Origin of the sequence: Selenomonas oralis (genome assembly GCF_051603425.1) — a bacterium.
GTDB lineage: Bacteria > Bacillota > Negativicutes > Selenomonadales > Selenomonadaceae > Selenomonas > Selenomonas sputigena_A.
In genome coordinates, this window is the sequence record NZ_CP194411.1 from 2,073,609 (window position 1) to 2,092,352 (window position 18,744).

The window sequence follows — 18,744 nt, forward strand, 5'->3', positions numbered from 1 at the left end:
CAGAATTTTTTATAGAGATATGACATAATAAAAGAAGGATTTTATGTCTTTTTAACGAATTGTTTTTAAAGTATGAAATAGGGGGCGGATTTTTCATGGCAGACGCAAAAGACGAGAAAAAAGGCATCTTGCTGGAGACAGGAACGAACGAGTTTGAAATCATTGAGTTCAATATCGGCGCGGTCGATTATGGCATCAATGTCGCTAAAGTGCGCGAGGTTATCAAGGCCACGGACTTTCCTGTGACGACAATGCCGCAGGCACATCCTTATATCAATGGGCTTTTTACCCTGCGCGGCAGGGCCGTACCGCTTGTTGATCTTCCGCGTTGCCTCGGTGTGACCAGCGGACAGACTTCCGGGCGTTCGCAGAATATCATTGTGACGGAAATCAATGGTTACGATATGGGATTCCTTGTGGACAATGTATCGAGAATCCATCGCATTTCATGGAAGAATATGGAGCCTGCACCGGAAGTGGGAGACCAGTCGCGTGTTGTCGGTCTTGTGAAGATGGAAGGCAAAATTGTTCTTTTGCTTGACTTTGAAACCATCATGGCTGAGATCAATCCTGAGATCAATCAGAAACTGACGACGGTTGACGAAACCTCGGAAGACATTCGTCAACGACGTGCCCAGCAGCACATCGTTGTGGCTGAGGATTCGGTTTTGCTGCGTGATTTGCTTGTGGACACGCTGCATGGTGCGGGATATACTTTTGTGCGTGACTTTGGCAACGGCGAGGATGCATGGAATTACCTCAGGGGCATTGCTGAAAAAACAGAGCCGGACAAGATTTTCGAAAAGGTGCGTATTGTCATTTCGGATGTTGAAATGCCGAAGATGGATGGGCACCGTCTGTTGAAGCTGGTTCGCGGTGATGATCGCCTTCGCGCGCTTCCTTTGATTCTGTTCTCCTCCTTGATTTCTGAGGAGATGCGCCGCAAAGGTGACGATCTCGGTGCGAGTGCCCAGATTTCCAAACCTGAAATCAACCAGCTTATCCATACGCTCGACAAGTTGATTTTTGGCATCGATACATCGGATATGGACGAAGATTTATAAATTTGCATCACGAATTTTCAGGCCGCAGCGCTATGATGGCGCTGCGGCCTTTGTTTGTCAGGAGTTCTTGCGTCAAAAGCTTGTACAAAAACGGTGTTTTGGGTATAATGGGGACATGGTACAGTTCCTTATGCTTTGGCAGATTGTTTTTGAAGAATGTCGGACTGCGCGACAGTGTACAGTGTTCGTTTAAGAATCATGGAGGAGAAACGATGCGACGTTATACATCTCTGCTTCTCGTAGCGTTTATGCTGGTTCTTTTGATTGCGACGATTTCGGATAATTTGGCAGGACATGCGGATCGGACGCGTCGGGAAAAGCCGCTGCAGGCGATTACCGTTTATACGACGCTGCCGGCGGAACATGTGGGAATCCTTGCCGGGAGCTATGAGAAAGCGAAGGGTGTACGGGTGAATTTTGTTCCTGTCACACCGGAAGAGGTTCTGCAGAAGGCGCGTATGGGAAATAGCGGCGGACAAACAAAGGCAGACCTTATGCTTGCCGATCAAGCAACTTTGGAGAAGGCGGTGATGGAAGGAAATCTGGAATCGTATCTTTCAGAAAGTACAGATTCTGTGGGGGAATCCTTCAAGGATGCAGAGGGAAAATGGACGGGAGTCTGGTACGATCCTGTTGTTTTCTGCGCTAACCGCGATTATGTCCGTGCTGTGCCGCGCGTTCCCAATACTTGGACAGAGCTTTCTTCCATGCAGGAAATGCGTGTCGGGATTACGGATTTTCTCGCAGCTGATGCGGCCTCAAACCTCTTTTTTTCTATGATGTCACAGTTTGGCGATACGGCCACTTATGGTATATTGCGCGGTATTCAGCCGAAGGTCGTGCAGTACTCGAAATACCTTTCAACGCCGGTTCGCATGGCGGGCATGGGCGAAGTTGATCTTTCCATTGCAGTACAAAGCGAAGCTTTGCGCTACATCCATCAGGGATATCCCCTTCAGATCATCTACCCTGAAGATGGCACAGCCTATACTTTGACAGGCATAGGCCTTCTGAAGGGCGCGGAAAACGAAGCGAATGCGAAGGACTTTGTGGAATGGCTCTTGGGGGATGAGGCGCAGTTGGCACTTCAGACGAAGGAATTTTTCTTCGTGCCTGTCAACCCGGCGACGATTGCCTATAAGTCGTTTCCGGGCAAAGATCTCGTGCTTTTCGCACCGCCGCAGCCGTTCACTCCGCAAGAGCGCCATGAGTTGCTGGATCGCTGGGTGAAAGAAGTGAGATTGCAGTGAGCCGAGGGGAGCCGAAAGGCTCCTTTCTTTCGCTTGAACCCTTTGAAGGAGGAATATTCTTGAAAGCAGGATTCATCAGCCTTGGCTGTTCCAAAAATCTCGTAGATACGGAAGTCATGCTCGGTATCTTGCAGGAAAACGGTATTGAAATCACATCGGATCCCGTCGAAGCAGAGATCATTATTGTAAATACCTGCGCCTTTATCCAGTCGGCCAAGGAAGAATCCATCACGACAATACTTAATATGGCGGAATACAAGGAAACAGGCTGCTGTCGTTCGCTCATCATTGCGGGATGTCTGGGGCAACGATACCGTCAGGAACTTCTTGATGATATGCCGGAAGCGGATGCCATCATTGGTACAGGCGCGTGGAATCGTATCATGGAAGCCGTGAGGGAAACCCTGGCGGGCAATCGTGTCGTGCTTGCGGGAGAAAATGAGATTGTTTACGATGAGAAAACGCCCCGCATCCTGACAACACCTGCATATTCCGCTTACGTGAAAATTGCCGAGGGATGCGACCATCGCTGCGCTTTTTGCGCGATTCCATTGATTCGAGGGCGTTTTCGCAGCCGCCCGATGGATGATATTGAGCGGGAAGTTGTACGCCTTGTCGCTGCAGGAGCGAAAGAAATTGTTCTCGTGGCGCAGGATTCGACGTATTACGGCAAGGACATTTACGGGGAGCCTTCCTTGGCGCGGCTTCTGCAGGAACTCGTGAAGATTGAAAAGCTTGAATGGCTGCGTGTGCTTTACTGTTACCCGAAGAATTTCACGGACGAACTCATCACGACGATTGCGAAGGAGCCGAAGATCTGCAAATACGTCGATTTGCCTCTGCAGCATGCGCACAATTCCATATTGAAATCGATGCGACGACCCGATACGCAGGAGGAGGTCGTGACGCTCATCGAGAAGATTCGCGCACGTATTCCGGGTGTCGCAATCCGCTCGACATTCATCGTGGGATTTCCGGGCGAAACAGACGCGCAGTACCAGACGCTGCGCAGGTTCCTTATCGAACAGCGATTTGAGAAAGTGGGTATCTTCACCTATTCGCAGGAGGAGGACACACCGGCAGCTTCCATGCCGCGCCAAGTGCCGGAGGATGTGATGCAGGAGCGCTACCATGATCTCATGAGTGTGCAGTGTAAGATTTCGGAGGAGCTGAATCAAGGACTCGAGGGCAAGGAACTCGCCGTCCTTGTTGAAGGCAGGGACGAGGAGCAGTCGAATCTAGCCTTCGGCCGCTCCTATCGCGAGGCGCCGGGGGTTGACGGACAAATCTTTATCGAGGGCGATGCAGAAAGCCGACCTGGCGATATCGTGCGCGTGCGTATTGTGCAAGGCTTCACCTATGATGCTGTTGGCGAGCCTGCAGTGAAAGGTTGAGGCGAGGAAGGCTTAAGCGACATCCCGGCGTAGCGTACAGTCTATGTGAAGAATCAATGGATGGAAAAGAAAGAGGCGGGGATATGAAGAGCATGGATGGGGCTGTCGTGGAGCCGTTGGAACAGGCGGTTGGACGTTTGCTTGCCGAAAAAAAATTGACGATTGCTTGTGCCGAATCATGTACCGGCGGGCTTTTGACGAGCCGTCTGACCGATGTCGCGGGCAGTTCCGCCTATGTGATGGGAGCGGTCGTTTCCTATACGAACGAAGTCAAGGCTTCGCTCGTCGGCGTGCAGGAGGCGACGCTCAGGGCTTTTGGGGCTGTTTCAGAGGAAACGGCACGCGAAATGGCAGCAGGCATCCAACGCGCCATCCCCGCCGATTTAGGCGTCGGCATTACAGGCATCGCGGGACCGGGCGGTGCGACGGCAGAGAAACCTGTCGGGCTTGTTTATATTGCTGTTTCCTATGCGGGACATATCCTTGTGCGGCGCAATCTTTTTACGGGCACACGGACAGAGGTCAAGCGTCAATCCGTGGAGAAGGCGCTTGCCATGGTTCAGGAAATGCTTTTGTAAAAGCGGGAAGAATGTCCACAAGCAAGTTTTAGTTTCGGAAGGATTTCTTTAGCTGTCTCTAATGAAGGATCCTTGCTTTCGCTGTATGATAAAACTATCGGCGTTATTCGCGCCTCTTTGCGAGGGATGGGGAAAGCGCTTGCACCTTCGGCTTTTTTCGAAAGCTGGAGGAGATGAACGGAAAGGTGGAGTTTCTATGAAGTTGAAGAAAATTTTTGGTCTGGCATTTGCTTTTTGTGCCATTGCGGCAGGAGCGGCTCTGACATCCTCGACGGCAAGTGCAGCGGTCTACACCTATACAAACAAAGAAGACGGTTACAGCATTATGTGTCCGATGAAGCCGCTTGGTGTTCTTCCGGCCAGCGTCCTGCATGAAAATTCCAAAGGCAGCGTGCTGGTCTTTGCCAACGACGGTTATAAGATTAATAAAGCATGGATTATTATTCCAGATGGTTTTAACAACAATGATTTGCCGGATCTTACAAAGCTTTCGGACAAGGATGCGGAGGCGCTTGCCGAGAAGCTTGACGAAAACGGTGCCTATGCTTATATTGACGTTTTGCCCGTCACAGCTAAGAGTAAGGGTGTGTTTGCCGTGACGGCCAAGGAAATCATGATTGATACGGATGGGGACGGCACGCCGGATACCGAGGCCAAGGCCGATACGCAGATGGTCGTCATGTTTTTCCGCTCTCCCAAGGGCAGGCCTTTCAAGGTTGAACTGATCGATAATCCGGAGATTGTGCCGCAGCATGTTTCAGAATTCCGTGCCGGTGTGTCTACGCTCAAGGATATTTGAGAAAATCTTTCGGCATGGGAAGATGATTGACTTTTTGACCTTTTTGTAGTAATATAATGCACGGGATTTGACGGCGTCTTTGCTGTCTCCCGTGCATTTTTTGTTAAAGGAGAGTTTTGACAATGGCAAAAGAAAGACATGAATTTCAGGCGGAGACAAAGCAGCTTCTTGACTTGATGATTCATTCCATCTATACGAATCATGAGATTTTTTTGCGGGAGCTCATTTCGAATGCGTCGGATGCGCTCGATAAGCTGCATTTTGCATCGCTGACGGACAGCGCAATCCGTGAGAGCGATGACGAGGAGGAAATCTTTCTCGTACCGGATGAGGCTTCACATACGCTTTCCATTTCAGATAATGGCATCGGCATGACGGCGGCGGAAGTCGTCGAGAACATCGGCACGATCGCAAAATCCGGCACAAAGGCTTTTCTTGAGCAGCTTCAGCGCACGAAAGATGAGAACAAGGCAGTCGATGAAAAGGAATTGATCGGGCAGTTTGGCGTTGGTTTCTATTCTGCCTTTATGGTTGCCGAGAAGGTTACGATCATTACACGCAAGGCAGGCGAGAAGCAGGGGATTCGCTGGGAATCGACAGGCGACGGTACTTACAGTATCGAAGAGTGCGAGAAGGAAAAGCATGGCACGACAATCGCGATTACCCTTTCCAAAGAGTATTATGGAGCGGAGTCGGAAGAGAATTTCCTCGATCGTTACAAGCTCGAAGGTCTTGTGAAAAAGTATTCCGACTATGTGCGTTATCCCATCAAGATGAATTTCGAGGTCGAGGAAACGCCCAAGGATGAGGAAGGCAAAGATATTGAAGGCGCGGAGAAAATCAAGCGCACGGAAGTCCGCACGCTGAACTCCATGACTCCTCTTTGGACGAAGAGCAAGAGCGAGATCAAGCCCGAGGAGTATAACGAATTCCTCAAGAACCAGTTCCATGAGTGGGAAGATCCGATGGAAATCTTCCATACGAAAGCCGAAGGGGCTGTAGAGTATACAGCGTTGCTCTTTATTCCGGCTCATGCGCCGTTCAATCTTTATCATACGGATTTTGAGCCTGGCCTGCAGCTTTATTCGCGTCATGTCTTCATCATGGACAAGTGCAAGGATCTTCTGCCTGACTATCTGCGTTTTATGAAGGGGCTTGTGGATTCGCCGGATCTTTCGCTCAATATCTCGCGTGAACTTTTGCAGCAGAGCCGCGAACTCAAGACCATCGGCAGGAATTTGGAAAAAAATATCCTAAAGACTTTGGAGCGCACGCTGAAAAATGAGCGTGAGAAGTATGAAAAATTCTGGGCAGAGTTTGGGAAATCCCTGAAAATCGGCATCTACAACAGCATCTACAGCGGCGAGAACACCGTGGAGAAGCTTCGCGATCTCTTGCTTTTCCTGAGCTCGAAGGATGGCAAGCTTGTCACGCTCAAGGAGTATGCCGCTCGTATGCCGGAGAGCCAGAAGGAAATCTATTATGCTACGGGCACGGACAAGGCGACGATTGAAAAGCTGCCGCAGATGGAGCTCCTGCGCGACAAGGGGCTGGAAGTTCTTTACCTGACGGATCCTGTCGATGAGTTTACGATTGAGACGATTCGTGAGTACGAGGGAAAGAAGTTCCATTCCATCAGCCGCGGCGATCTCGATCTTGGCGATGCCGAATCACAGGAAGCAAAAAAGGAAACAGAGGACATCCAGAAGCAGAACGACGATTTGCTGAAAGATGTCAAGGAAGCCTTGGGCGAGAAGGTGGCAGAGGTCAAGTTGACTTCGCGTCTCAAGTCGAGTGCCGTTTGCCTTGTGGCGGATGCGATGGGGCCGAGCCTTTCTATGGAGCATACCTTCTCCGATATGGATAATCCGATGTTCAAGGCACGCCGCATCCTCGAGCTCAATCCGCATCATGATATCTTCGCACGATTGAAAGTCCTCCATGAAGCGGGAAAGGATACGGAGGATTTCAAGGACTACTGCGATCTTCTTTATACGCAGGCGCTGATTATCGAAGGTTTGCTGCCGGAAAACCCCGTGGATTTCGCCAATAAGCTGGCAAAGCTGATGGCGAAGTAAAAGCTGTCGGGGAAGCGGTTTGCGAGTATCGGATCAATGCAACAGTGAGCACTTCGGCAGATGAGGGCTTTGTCCTCTTTGCATAAAAAATCCCCGGGAAGATCCCGGGGATTTTCTATACGCAGGTGAATGTGCTATAATAAACAACGTGTAAAGTACAGTTCTTATAGGGATGGTGAGAAGATGAAAGTCACGAAGAAGGATTTGGCGGATGTTGCTGTACTGTCCCGCCTTTCGATTGCAGAGGGGGAAACGGAAAAATACCTCGGCCAGATCGATGCATTTTTGCAGTACGTTGAGAATCTTGAAGGTGTGGATACCGAAAATGTCCAGCCGACGACATATGCCTTGCCGATGCAGAATGTCTTTCGTGAGGATGAGATCAAGCCTTCGCTTGAGCGCGAGGAGGCGCTTTCTAATGCGCCGTTGGCGGACGATGGCTATTTCAAGGTACCGAAGATTCTTGAGGGCTGAGGGGGGACATTGGTGAAACTTTATGATAAAACGGCGCACGAGCTCCATGATTTACTGAAGAAAAAGGAAATTTCCTCGCTGGAACTCACGAAAAATGTGCTCGCACGCATGGATGAAGTTGAGGGTGAGATTGGGGCCTATCTGACTGAAATGCGTGAGACGGCTTTGGATCAGGCGGCGCGTGTAGATGAAAAGATTGCGCGTGGTGAAGGAATTGCTTTTTTTGAGGGCATTCCCGGCGCAGTCAAGGACAATATATGCACGAAGGGCGTTAAGACGACGTGTGCCTCGAAGATTTTGGAGCATTTTGTGCCGCCCTACGATGCGACCGTTATGACGAAAATTCAGGCGGAAAATCCGGTCGTTCTGGGGAAACTCAATATGGATGAGTTTGCTATGGGCGGTTCGACGGAGAATTCCGCTTATAAGAAGACACGCAATCCGTGGAATCCTGACTGTGTACCGGGGGGGAGCTCGGGCGGCAGTGCGGCGGCAGTTGCCGCAGGAACTGCCGTTTGGGCGCTCGGTTCCGATACGGGCGGCTCTATTCGCCAGCCGGCGTCGTTTTGCGGTGTTGTCGGCATGAAGCCGACATACGGACGTGTTTCGCGCTACGGCCTTGTTGCTTATGCGTCATCGCTCGACCAGATTGGTCCTGTGACCCGTGATGTGACGGATTGCGCCCATCTCCTGAACGTTATTGCCGGCCATGATGCAATGGATTCCACTTCCAGTACTGCCTCTGTGCCTGATTACACGAAGTCTCTGACGAATGATGTAAAGGGACTCAAGATCGGTTTGCCTAAAGAATATTTTGTCAAGGGAATGGATGCCGATGTCGAGAAGGCTGTCCATAAGGCCATTGATGATTTTCGGGCTATGGGAGCGGAGGTCACGGAAATTTCCCTGCCGCATACGGAGTATGCAATCTCGACGTATTATCTCATCGCACCGGCAGAGGCTGCAACGAACCTCGAGCGTTATGACGGCGTGAGCTACGGAGAACGCGTTGAAGGCGCGGATATCGTCGAGATGATGACGAATACGAGAAGCGGGAAATTTGGCGAGGAAGTCAAGCGCCGTATCATGATTGGCAACTATGCGCTTTCAGCAGGTTATTATGATGCGTATTATCTAAAAGCATTGAAAGTACGCACCTTGATCCAGCAAGACTTCACGGAAGTCTTCGGAAAGGTTGACGTCATCGTTGCACCGACGGCTCCGACGCCGGCGTTCAAAATTGGCGAGATGATTTCCGATCCGCTCAAGATGTACCTGCAGGATGTTTGCACCGTACCTTTGAATCTTGCGGGACTGCCGGGGATTTCTGTGCCTTGCGGCTATTCGATGAAGGGCATGCCCATCGGTCTGCAGATCATCGGCAAGGCGTTGGCGGAGGAAACGATTCTGCGCGCGGCCTATGCCTATGAACAGGCACATTCTTTCCACAATGACATGGCGAAGATCGGGGGGAAAGAAGCATGAGTTATGAAGCAGTCATCGGACTTGAAATTCATAGTGAGCTGAAAACGAATACGAAAATTTTCTGCGGCTGTGCCACGAAATTCGGTGCGGCACAGAACACGCACGTTTGCCCGGTCTGCTTGGGGCTCCCGGGCGTATTGCCTGTCCTCAACAAGCGTGTTGTCGAATTTGCCGTAAAGGCAGGGCTTGCGCTCAATTGCACGATCAACAAGTACAGCAAGTTTGACCGCAAGAATTACTACTACCCTGATTTGCCGAAGAATTTTCAGACCTCGCAGTACGATCTGCCGATTGCCGAACACGGTTATGTCGATATCGAGACGGAAAATGGAGCGAAGCGCATCCGCATTTTGCGCATCCACATGGAAGAAGACGCAGGCAAGCTCGTGCACTCGGGCACGAATATCACGGATTCACTGACCTCGAATGTCGATTACAATCGCACGGGTGTGCCGCTCATCGAGATCGTTTCTGAGCCGGATATGTCGACGCCGCAGGAAGCACGCGCCTACATGGAAAAAATCAAGTCCATCCTTGAGTACATCGATGTTTCGAACTGCCGCATGGAGGAAGGGAATTTGCGCGCCGACCTCAATATCTCGCTTCGTCCGGTAGGGCAGAAAACGCTTGGTACGAAGGCGGAGATGAAGAACATCAATTCCTTCAAGGCGCTTGAGGACGCCCTGTCCTATGAGATTGAACGGCAGGAGGAGATTCTTGACGACGGCGGCCATATCGTGCAGGAAACGCGCACATGGGATCCTGAACGAGGCGTTACGAAATCCATGCGTTCAAAGGAAGAGGCGCACGATTATCGTTATATGCCGGAGCCGGATCTCGTTCCTATTGTGACGACGGAGGAAGAGATCGAGGAATACCGCAGGCATCTTCCCGAGCTGCCTGATGCACGCCGTGTACGCTATATGAAGGAGTATGGTCTGTCCGAGTATGATGCCGGTATTATAACGGCTTCGCGCGCGATGGCGGAATACTTCGAGGCTTGCCTTGCAAACGGGGCGGATGCAAAGAGCGCGGCAAACTGGATGATGGGAGATCTTGCGAAAAATCTCAATGCTGAAGGGAAATCCATCGAGGAATCACCTGTCGAGGCCGTGCGTCTTGCAAAGATGATTGCGCTTATCGAGAAGGGAACGATCTCTTCTAAAATTGCCAAGAAGGTTTTTGCCGAGATGTGGACGACAGAGGATGATCCTGAAAAGATTGTCGAGGCTAAAGGTCTTGTACAGATTACGGATACAAAGGAAATTGAAGCCATCGTCGATGCTGTCATCGCGGCAAATCCGAAGCCTGTTGCCGATTACAAGAGCGGCAACAAAAAAGCTGTTGGAGCCCTTGTTGGGCAGGTCATGAAGCAGTCGAAGGGCAAAGCAAATCCGCAGGTGGTCAACAAATTGCTTGCAGAGAAGTTGGGTTGATCATAAAGAGACGAGAAAGAAGGGGCTGTTGTATGAGGGCAGAAATGCCTTCGTACGACAGCCCCTTTGAGTATCCGGGCTCAATGCTGGGCAGGTGCATGATTGCCCGTCTCCCGCTGCGCAGCTTCCTGTGCTTTTCGCAGACAGATATCGAAATAGTGTGAGAGATTCTTCTCCATGACGGCAGGATCTTTTTCGTTCGATGAGGATCCCTGATTGACGGAGAGCGTGGAAGCCCAGTCCGTGCTTCCTTTCAGTGAAAGAAAAAAGGAGGCAATGAAGGTTGCCTTCGTCAGATCTTCTTCGGTAGGCGTCAGATAGTAGAATGTAATACTGCGCCCGTACAGAGCGGACAGCAGCGTGCCGTCGCCCTTCGGGCGATAGAGCTCATAAAGGCGTTTGCAGGCGGCTGTCATGTCCGCCCCCTGCGCACCGTCCGTGACGAAGATAAAATCGCCTTCTTCAAAGAGAGGAACTTGCCGATTGAGGTGTTTGCGTGTTGCGTTCGAGTGAATCAGCATCTCCGCCTCCTCGGTGGTGGCGGTGCGAAAATTGTACTCTGCCGTTATCGAGCGGATATGTTCATTGAGGTGCGCGGCATATCCCGTGGCATAGTGAAAGAACGCATTCGTATCCCGCTGGGCGCAGGGGAGCGGAAGTGTGGGGCGGCGAACAACGGCATTACAGGAAAAGGTGAAATCGTTCGCTTCGTCGCGCAGGACGTATATCGCTCGCTGGAAGGGCTTCTCCTTTTCGAGTTGTGTTTCTTCCAGGACAAGGTGCGGATTACAGGCGGCAAATTTTTCCTCCACCATCGCAATCACATCGTCTGCCGTATAAGGATCGCTGTTTTCCGTGGCATACATAAACGAGCAGCCCGAGAGAATGAAGGTGGAGAGAAGCGAGAGTGCGCCAAATAAATCCCACAAGTGTATCCGTTTGAATCCTGTAGTCATGGCGATGTCCTTTCTTATATATGGTTCGCTTAAGCATATTATAGGCAATCTTGTGCGTGTAGTTTACGATGAGAATGAAAGGGCTGCTGCACGACCCCATTTCTCTGCAACATGTAGTTTCTCATTCAAAACGGAGAGACTTATATGTGGTTAGAGAAAGGGAATGTGCAGCAGCCCCTTTAGGATGATTTTTATGGGAGGCGAATGAGCAGAAGACTGGTAAACCTATAGTTCGAATTTCGTCAGCACACACTCAAGCTCATCCAGGAGATTGGCGATGTTTTCCCTTGTGATGACAAGTGGGGGCTGAAAGGCCAGGACATTTCTGGCTATGCCGTTTTTGCCGACGATGAAGCCGCGCTGCAGCATTTCTTCCAGAACCATGTCAAGCTCTTCCGGTGCGGGGCTCTTGTCAGCATGGACGAATTCTGCGCCGACCATGAGGCCAAGGCCTCGGATATCGCCGATGATCGGGTGTCTTTGCTGCAATTCGGCGAGACCGGCGCGAAGCTCCTGTCCACGCTCTGCGGCATTTTCGCAAAGGCGATGTTCCTCGATATAGTTTAGGACGGCAAGACCGGCCGTGCTGGAGACAGGGTTTCCCCCGAGCGTCGAAGCCCCTGGTTTTGTGTAGGTGTCGGCGACCTTGGCAGTTGCGATAAAAGCGGAAATCGGCTGCCCGTTGCCGAGCGCTTTGGCGACGCACATGATGTCCGGGGTAATGCCGGCATGTTCGATGGCAAACATCTTGCCCGTGCGGGCAAAGCCTGTCTGTACCTCATCGGCGATGAAGAGACCGCCGTAGGAAGCGATGATTTCCTTCACACGCTTGAAGTAGCCCGGAGGCGGTACGATGATTCCTGCATTTCCTTGGATGCTTTCGGCGATGAAGGCGGCAGGTCGGCCGCTTGTAGCTGTCTTGATGATGGTTTCGACCTCATCGGCACAGGCAAGGCCGCATTCAGGGCGGCGCTTGCCCAGAGGACAGCGGTAGCAATAGGGGTTTGGCGTGAAATGGATGCCGCCGACGGGGTTCGGGTCGGTGCGCCACATGCCGATGCCCGTAAGGCTCATCGTGAGTTTTGTGCGTCCGTGCAGACCGTTTCGGAGCGCGATGAACTCGCTGCTTCCCGTACATATGGTTGCGAGCAACGCCGCACCTTCTGTGGCCTCTGTACCTGTCGAGCAGAAGAAGCTTTTTTGCAGGTCGCCGGGCGTAACTTCAGCAAGTTTTTCTGCGAGCTGTACGAAATTTTCCGTGAGGTAAATATTGCATACATGCTGCAGGGTCTGGACTTGCTCGACGACCTTTGCCGTGATCTCGGGATTGCAGTGTCCGCAGTTGATGACGGAAACACCTGCGAAACAGTCGAGATACTTTTTTCCTTCGCTGTCGTAGAGGTATTGCATGGCGCCGCGTACCATCTGGGGCGGTTCTTTATAGAAATGGGCGAGACAGGGCATGACGTATTTCTTTTTCTTTTCTATGATGGCCTTTGGACCGATAAATTCTTTCAAATGGAGCCCCCCTTGTATGAATTATATAGAATCCTTCGATTCGCGAAAACGATAGATGCCGATGCCGAATTCACGGGGACTTTTTACTGCAAGTTCCGCCAAGGCGGCTTTGTCAAATGCTTTCTGTCCGTTTGCGAGTGCGTCAAGCGCTTCGCGATATGTCCTCGTGGTGAGACGGACCAGCTCGGGTTCGTAATCTTGGGCTTCAATCCGATAGGAGGCAATGCCGTTGAATTTTTCGAGGTATGGGTAAAGACACAGATCCTTTGCGAAGTAGAGATGGTTGCGCCCAAACTGATCGATGCGGATGCTGTGGACTTCGCCTGCCCTGTCGCGCAGGGCGTAGCGGCGGTCGAGAAATTCCGGGTTCTTCAGCGGATCGTAGCTGCCGAGGGACATCTCAGGCAGGTTATGGTCAAGAATCATGGACTCGTAAGAGCCGTGCACAACTACTTCGATCGGCAGTTCCGAGGCTTCAACGAGAGCGCGCAGCTGCTCGAAGGAGAGCTCGAAGGAGGCGGTTCCCATGATGAGGCCGTTTTTCTTGAGAAAGCGTGCCGCATAGTGATTGAAGAGATTGAAGGAGACATCTGCCTGCACGGGAAGTTCAGTGAGTGTCTGCGCGAGGCGCAAGGATCCGAGGTTGCTCACGAGAATGCCGGCAGGTCCGATATGACGCAGGGCAGTGAAAAACTGCTCGAGTTCGCCGCATTCACGGCGCATGGTGGTACGCGGCGTGTTCACAAAGATTTTTGTGCCGTTCGATTGCGCGGCACCGATGATGGTTTCGATATCCGAAAGACGCCAAGGCCTTTTGGGGCGGAAAGCTTCGCCGCCGATATAGACGGCATCAGCTCCGCCTTCGATAGCGGCATGGGCGCTCGCCATATCGCCGACGCGCACGGAGAGACGGCGATGCTCGGTGTTTTTCTTTTCGATGGGGCGTTCCGACTTGAGGATTTCATCCCGGAAGCCTGCTTCTTTTACAGCTTCGCTGAAGAAGCGTGGCTCACGTTTGCCGTCAAAACCGATATCCCGAGCCGAGGTTGGGCCGAGGGCGAAGGTTGTCGTGAAATCGCGCGCCCGGTTTTCGAAAAGGTCGCGCCAGCCGTCTTCATCCACTTGGTAACCTACAGGATCGGAGATATAGGCGTCAATAGCTTTTCGATAGGTGCGGACAATGCGGCGAATGAAATCCGCCGGCCGCATGCGTCCCTCGATTTTGAAAGAATGGACGCCTGCCTGTATGAGTTCGGGGATATTGCGGTACATGCACATATCCTTGAGCGCTAATTTATAGGCTCCCTGGCTGTCTGCATCGAGAATCTCGCCTGTATTTTCGTCTATGAGCTCATAAGCCCAGCGACAGGGTTTCAGGCAGCGGCCGCGGTTGCCGCTTTGGCCGAAGAGAACGCCTGAGTGGATGCATTGGCCGCTTTCGGACATGCACATGTCGCCATGCATGAAATATTCGACTTCGATTCCGGTGCGTTCCTTAAAAAGGCTGAGTTCGGAGAGTGTCATTTCACGTCCAACGACGATGCGCGTAATGCCGTATTCTTTGAGTTTTTTTATTGCCGCCTCATTATGCGTGTTCATCATGACAGATGTGTGAAGGTCGATATCGATGCCGAGTTCACGCACGAGTTCCAGTACGGCGAAGTCCTGTACTAAAATGGCGTCAGGACGAATCTCCTGCAGGTATTTCAGGTATTCGCGCAGGGCGGGAAGCTCCTCTTCGCTGATGAGATTGTTCAGGGTGATATAGAGCTTGACGTTTCTTTCATGTGAAAAATCGATGGCTTTTTTCAGCATCGCGTTGTCAAAATTCGTATCACCGTGGTGCATTCGCATATTGAAATGCTTGCCGCCAAGATAGACAGCATCCGCCCCGGACTCCACAGCGGCAACAAGGGCATCCCATGTGCCGGCCGGTGCGAGGAGCTCCACGGAATTACGGGTCAATAGCATATTTCTTTTTGCTCCTTTGCTCACAAAATTTCCGATTAGAGTATAGTATATCATATTTCATTCATTTGGGGCGAATTTGGGTAAAAGATTTGCCTTTTCTTCCATAGTGTAATATACTTGTTAGGTATTACGGTGACAGGGAAGTGTCAGCCGGGCGCAGCGCCGCCGACCGTTATCTTTCGGCGAACGCGCGGAAAGCCTTCGCCCCTTGGCGGGGGTGGGGGCGTTCTTTTTTTAGCGTCCGTTTTCGGATCTTTGGGAGGTAAGCATGGAAGAGCAGATAGCGAAAATTCGGGAAAAGGCCATAACGGACATCGAGTCATCCCTTGTGGGATTGGCAGAACTTCAGGATATACGTGTGAAGACTTTGGGCAAGAAGGGAGAACTCACATCGATATTGCGCGGGATGGGCAAGCTTTCCCCGGAAGAACGCCCGCGCATCGGCCAGATTGTCAATGAAGCGCGCGAAGCAATTGAGGCATGTCTGGAGAAGAAGCGTGCGGAACTCGAGCAGGCGGAATTGACGCGAAAGATTGCAGAAGAGAAGCTTGATGTTACCCTGCCGGGACGCTGCGAGCCGTTGGGCTCCCTTCATCCGCTGACGATTACGCTTGACCGCATCAAGAATATCTTCATGGATATGGGATACAGCGTGGAAGAAGGGCCGGAAATCGAACGCGATCATTATAATTTCGAAGCCCTGAATTTGCCGAAGGATCATCCGGCACGCGATATGCAGGATTCCTTCTACATCACGGAAGATATCTTAATGCGCACGCATACTTCCCCGGTGCAGGCGCGCACGATGCAGGCGCACGAACCGAATTCCCCGATTCGTATGATTGCTCCGGGTCGCGTTTATCGCCGCGATGATTATGATGCGACACATTCGCCGATGTTTACGCAAGTCGAGGGGCTTGTTGTCGATAAGGGCATCCGCTTTTCCGATCTCAAGGGGACGCTCGAGGACTTCTTGCGCCAGATGTTTGACGAGAAGGCTCGCGTACGCTTCCGCCCGAGTTTTTTCCCCTTCACGGAACCGAGCACGGAAGTTGATATCTCGTGCGTCATGTGTCATGGGGAAGGCTGCCGTGTTTGCAAGGGAACGGGCTGGCTCGAGATTCTCGGTGCCGGCATGGTACATCCGAATGTATTGACGATGAGCGGCTATGACCCGAAGCGGGTCAGCGGCTTTGCATTCGGCATGGGGGTCGAGCGCATCGCGATGCTTTCCTATGGCATTGACGATCTGCGGCTCTTCTATGACAACGATGTGCGCTTCCTGCGTCAGTTCTGAGGAGGGAAATTATGCAGGTATCCATAAAATGGCTTCATGACTATATTGATTTTCACGAGACAGCGGAAGAACTGGCGGATGCGTATACAATGGCGGGAGTGCCCGTGGAAAATGTCGTGCGTGCGGATGCGGGACTGGCGAAAGTCGTTACGGGGCGAATCGAGGAGCTCAGGCCAAACCCTGACTCCGACCATCTTCTTGTTTGCCGGATGAATGTGGGTGAAAAGGAGCAAATCACAGTTCAGACAGGGGCCGACAATGTACATGAAGGCGATATCGTTCCCGTTGCGTTGGTAGGGGCACATTTGCCGAATGGCTTGAAAATTTCCAAGGGTAAGATGCGAGGTATTGTTTCCAACGGTATGCTTTGCTCCGCCGGTGAATTGAAGCTTGATGAAACGATGCTGACGCAGGGACAAGCGGACGGCATTTATATCTTGCCGCCGGATACGCCGGTAGGCATTCCCGTCAGCCAGGTTTTTGGTCTGGACGACGTCGTTTTGGAATTTGAGCTCACGGCAAACCGCGGCGATTGTTTCAGCGTATTCGGCCTTGTACGGGAAGCTGCCGTCCTCACCGGAAATAAGCCGAGATGGCCGCGAATCAACGTCAAAGAGGATGCGGGGGAGAAAGCTGCCGATCTCATCGAAATCGAGATCGAGGATGAAGAGCTTTGCAGCCGCTTTTCCGCACGTGTTCTGCGGAATGTCAAAATAGCTCCTTCGCCGCGTTGGATGAAGGAACGCCTGGAAGCGGCGGGCATTCGCTCCATAAATAATGTGGTCGATGTGACGAACTTCGTCATGGTCGAGCTCGGTCAACCGATGCACGCCTATGATTACGATCAGATTGCGGGACATAAACTCACAGCACGCCGCGCCAAAGAGGGAGAGATGCTTCATACGCTTGACGATTCCTCGCGCCGCGCGAAAGGGACGGAACTCGTAATTGCAGATGCAGAAAAGGCGGCCGGATTGGCAGGCGTTATGGGCGGCCTTGAAACGGAGGTTACCGAATCGACGACGACGGTTGTTCTTGAGGCGGCCTCTTTCGATGGGGTGAGCATTCGTCGTACAAGCCGTGCGCTTGGGCTCCATTCTGAGTCTTCCGGGCGTTTTGAGCGCGGTGTTGATGTTGAGCACACTGTGCGGGCTCTTGACCGTGCCGCGCAGCTTCTGCAGGATATGGGAGCCTGCACGGTAACAGAGGGGATTGTCGATGTTTATCCCGTACGCAGGAATGAGGTAGAAGTGCGCTTTACGGCAGATGAAATCAATAGCCGTCTTGGTACGAATATTTCCGGTGCAAGGATGACGAGCATCCTCGAAAGTCTGGGGTTTGGCATCTGGGAGGAAGAGGAAAGGTATATCGCTTCCGTACCCTCCTGGCGCGGTGATGTGACTTCGATGGAGGATATTTCGGAAGAAGTGGCGCGTATCCATGGCTATGACAAGATTCCGGCGACGCGTCCCTATGGTGAAACGGTGCAGGGACGCCAAAGCGAACAACAAGATTTTATTGATGATATCAAGAGAATCCTTGTGGGACTTGGCATGACGGAAACGCTTTCTCTCAGTTTCATGAACTCGTCTATGTTTGATAAACTGCAAGTGCCAGAGGAGAGTTCCCTGCGCTGTGCCGTCCCCATCATGAATCCACTGACAGACGAGTACCCGCTTGTGCGTACGACGCTTCTGGCGAGTGTGCTTGAAAATGCTCAGCGTAATTTTTCACGCAAGAATACAGATTTACGCTTTTTTGAGGCGGCGCCCGTTTTCCTGCCCAAAGGACTTCCGGTGACAGAGCAGCCGGATGAAGAAATGATGCTGGCAGGACTGATCACGGGACGTCGTTATCCCGTCGGTTGGAACCAAAACAATGATGCGATTGACTTTTATGATATGAAAGGCATCGTTGAGGAGCTTTTGAAGCAGCTTTCTATCACGAAATATGCGGTGGAGCCCGGTGAACATTTTGCGCTTCATCCGGGAAAAACGGCTTTTTTGAAAAAGGGCAGAGAAATCATTGCCGTTCTTGGAGAAGTGCATCCTGTTGTCTTGGCGGCGCTTGGCATTCCCCAGAAAATATATGTCTTTGAAATGAATATCGGAACCTTGATGAAGTATAGGGCGAAGAATTTCCATTATGAACCGCTGCCGCGCTTCCCGGCAATTACGCGCGATCTTGCGCTTCTCGTCGATGAAGGTGTGGCTGCAGAGTCTGTGACGTGCGTGATTAAGCGCAGTGCAGGCAAGTATTTCAAGGAACTGCGGCTTTTTGACGTCTATACGGGGGCACAGGTTGCGGCAGGCAAGAAAAGCATGGCCTTCAGTGTCGATTTCCAGTCACTGGATAAGACGCTGAAAGATGAGGAAGCGGATGCCGCCGTGGAGAAGATTCTTGCGGATCTTCAAAAAGAATGCGGCGCAGAGCTTCGCGCTTAG

Annotated in this window: 14 protein-coding genes; 11 read left to right on the forward strand and 3 right to left on the reverse strand. The window is 51.7% G+C overall.

Annotated features, from left to right (window positions below; translation table 11 throughout):
- Nucleotides 1-95: 95 nt before the first annotated feature.
- The 9 genes from ACRTGH_RS09885 (at nucleotide 96) to gatB (ending at nucleotide 10,558) form a co-directional block, all read left to right on the forward strand.
- The gene (locus ACRTGH_RS09885; RefSeq protein ID WP_368846199.1) at nucleotides 96-1,064 is read left to right on the forward strand and encodes a chemotaxis protein; all 969 of its coding nucleotides are present in this window, start codon (nucleotides 96-98) and stop codon (nucleotides 1,062-1,064) included.
- 212 nt (nucleotides 1,065-1,276) lie between these two features.
- A complete protein-coding gene (locus ACRTGH_RS09890; protein ID WP_368846198.1) occupies nucleotides 1,277-2,314 on the forward strand; it encodes an ABC transporter substrate-binding protein in 1,038 nt (345 codons plus the stop codon).
- Nucleotides 2,315-2,373: 59 nt separating this feature from the next.
- On the forward strand, nucleotides 2,374-3,708 hold the full coding sequence (gene rimO, locus ACRTGH_RS09895) for a 30S ribosomal protein S12 methylthiotransferase RimO (RefSeq protein WP_368846197.1): 1,335 nt from the start codon (nucleotides 2,374-2,376) through the stop codon (nucleotides 3,706-3,708).
- 83 nt (nucleotides 3,709-3,791) lie between these two features.
- Nucleotides 3,792-4,286, forward strand: coding sequence for a CinA family protein (locus ACRTGH_RS09900; RefSeq protein WP_368846196.1), 495 nt, complete (start codon nucleotides 3,792-3,794; stop codon nucleotides 4,284-4,286).
- A 196-nt stretch (nucleotides 4,287-4,482) separates the two neighbouring features.
- Entirely contained in the window at nucleotides 4,483-5,085 is a 603-nt protein-coding gene (locus tag ACRTGH_RS09905; RefSeq protein WP_368846195.1) for a hypothetical protein, read from the forward strand.
- 122 nt (nucleotides 5,086-5,207) lie between these two features.
- Complete coding sequence (gene htpG, locus ACRTGH_RS09910; RefSeq protein WP_368846194.1) at nucleotides 5,208-7,163, forward strand: molecular chaperone HtpG; 1,956 nt, start codon at nucleotides 5,208-5,210, stop codon at nucleotides 7,161-7,163.
- A gap of 183 nt (nucleotides 7,164-7,346) precedes the next feature.
- Nucleotides 7,347-7,637, forward strand: coding sequence for an Asp-tRNA(Asn)/Glu-tRNA(Gln) amidotransferase subunit GatC (gatC, locus tag ACRTGH_RS09915; RefSeq protein WP_368846193.1), 291 nt, complete (start codon nucleotides 7,347-7,349; stop codon nucleotides 7,635-7,637).
- A 12-nt stretch (nucleotides 7,638-7,649) separates the two neighbouring features.
- Nucleotides 7,650-9,122, forward strand: a complete 1,473-nt coding sequence (gene gatA / locus ACRTGH_RS09920; RefSeq protein WP_368846192.1) for an Asp-tRNA(Asn)/Glu-tRNA(Gln) amidotransferase subunit GatA — start codon at nucleotides 7,650-7,652, stop codon at nucleotides 9,120-9,122.
- Nucleotides 9,119-10,558, forward strand: a complete 1,440-nt coding sequence (gene gatB, locus ACRTGH_RS09925) for an Asp-tRNA(Asn)/Glu-tRNA(Gln) amidotransferase subunit GatB (protein WP_368846191.1) — start codon at nucleotides 9,119-9,121, stop codon at nucleotides 10,556-10,558. Before gatA ends, gatB begins: the two co-directional genes overlap by 4 nt.
- Before the next feature lie 80 nt (nucleotides 10,559-10,638).
- Here the strand turns inward: gatB and ACRTGH_RS09930 are convergent, their stop codons facing one another.
- The 3 genes from ACRTGH_RS09930 to ACRTGH_RS09940 all read right to left on the reverse strand — a co-directional run bounded on the left by ACRTGH_RS09930 (nucleotide 10,639) and on the right by ACRTGH_RS09940 (nucleotide 15,003).
- The gene (locus tag ACRTGH_RS09930; RefSeq protein WP_368846190.1) at nucleotides 10,639-11,514 is read right to left on the reverse strand and encodes a hypothetical protein; all 876 of its coding nucleotides are present in this window, start codon (nucleotides 11,512-11,514) and stop codon (nucleotides 10,639-10,641) included.
- Nucleotides 11,515-11,739: 225 nt separating this feature from the next.
- The gene (locus ACRTGH_RS09935) at nucleotides 11,740-12,978 is read right to left on the reverse strand and encodes an aspartate aminotransferase family protein (RefSeq protein ID WP_368846241.1); all 1,239 of its coding nucleotides are present in this window, start codon (nucleotides 12,976-12,978) and stop codon (nucleotides 11,740-11,742) included.
- A 75-nt stretch (nucleotides 12,979-13,053) separates the two neighbouring features.
- Entirely contained in the window at nucleotides 13,054-15,003 is a 1,950-nt protein-coding gene (locus ACRTGH_RS09940; RefSeq protein ID WP_368846189.1) for a peptidase U32 family protein, read from the reverse strand.
- A gap of 268 nt (nucleotides 15,004-15,271) precedes the next feature.
- Here ACRTGH_RS09940 and pheS point away from each other — a divergent pair, with 268 nt between their 5' ends.
- Entirely contained in the window at nucleotides 15,272-16,300 is a 1,029-nt protein-coding gene (gene pheS, locus ACRTGH_RS09945) for a phenylalanine--tRNA ligase subunit alpha (protein WP_368846188.1), read from the forward strand.
- A gap of 11 nt (nucleotides 16,301-16,311) precedes the next feature.
- Nucleotides 16,312-18,744, forward strand: coding sequence for a phenylalanine--tRNA ligase subunit beta (gene pheT, locus ACRTGH_RS09950; RefSeq protein ID WP_368846187.1), 2,433 nt, complete (start codon nucleotides 16,312-16,314; stop codon nucleotides 18,742-18,744).

Bases quoted from the DNA above. Each gene is read 5' to 3' on its own strand.
- pheT (WP_368846187.1), top strand. From the start codon at position 16,312: ATGCAGGTATCCATAAAATGGCTTCATGACTATATTGATTTTCACGAG.
- pheS (WP_368846188.1), top strand. From the start codon at position 15,272: ATGGAAGAGCAGATAGCGAAAATTCGGGAAAAGGCCATAACGGACATC.
- htpG (WP_368846194.1), top strand. From the start codon at position 5,208: ATGGCAAAAGAAAGACATGAATTTCAGGCGGAGACAAAGCAGCTTCTT.
- ACRTGH_RS09940 (WP_368846189.1), bottom strand. From the start codon at position 15,003: ATGCTATTGACCCGTAATTCCGTGGAGCTCCTCGCACCGGCCGGCACA.
- gatB (WP_368846191.1), top strand. From the start codon at position 9,119: ATGAGTTATGAAGCAGTCATCGGACTTGAAATTCATAGTGAGCTGAAA.
- ACRTGH_RS09905 (WP_368846195.1), top strand. From the start codon at position 4,483: ATGAAGTTGAAGAAAATTTTTGGTCTGGCATTTGCTTTTTGTGCCATT.
- ACRTGH_RS09900 (WP_368846196.1), top strand. From the start codon at position 3,792: ATGAAGAGCATGGATGGGGCTGTCGTGGAGCCGTTGGAACAGGCGGTT.
- ACRTGH_RS09935 (WP_368846241.1), bottom strand. From the start codon at position 12,978: ATGCCCTGTCTCGCCCATTTCTATAAAGAACCGCCCCAGATGGTACGC.
- ACRTGH_RS09930 (WP_368846190.1), bottom strand. From the start codon at position 11,514: ATGACTACAGGATTCAAACGGATACACTTGTGGGATTTATTTGGCGCA.
- ACRTGH_RS09885 (WP_368846199.1), top strand. From the start codon at position 96: ATGGCAGACGCAAAAGACGAGAAAAAAGGCATCTTGCTGGAGACAGGA.
- ACRTGH_RS09890 (WP_368846198.1), top strand. From the start codon at position 1,277: ATGCGACGTTATACATCTCTGCTTCTCGTAGCGTTTATGCTGGTTCTT.
- gatC (WP_368846193.1), top strand. From the start codon at position 7,347: ATGAAAGTCACGAAGAAGGATTTGGCGGATGTTGCTGTACTGTCCCGC.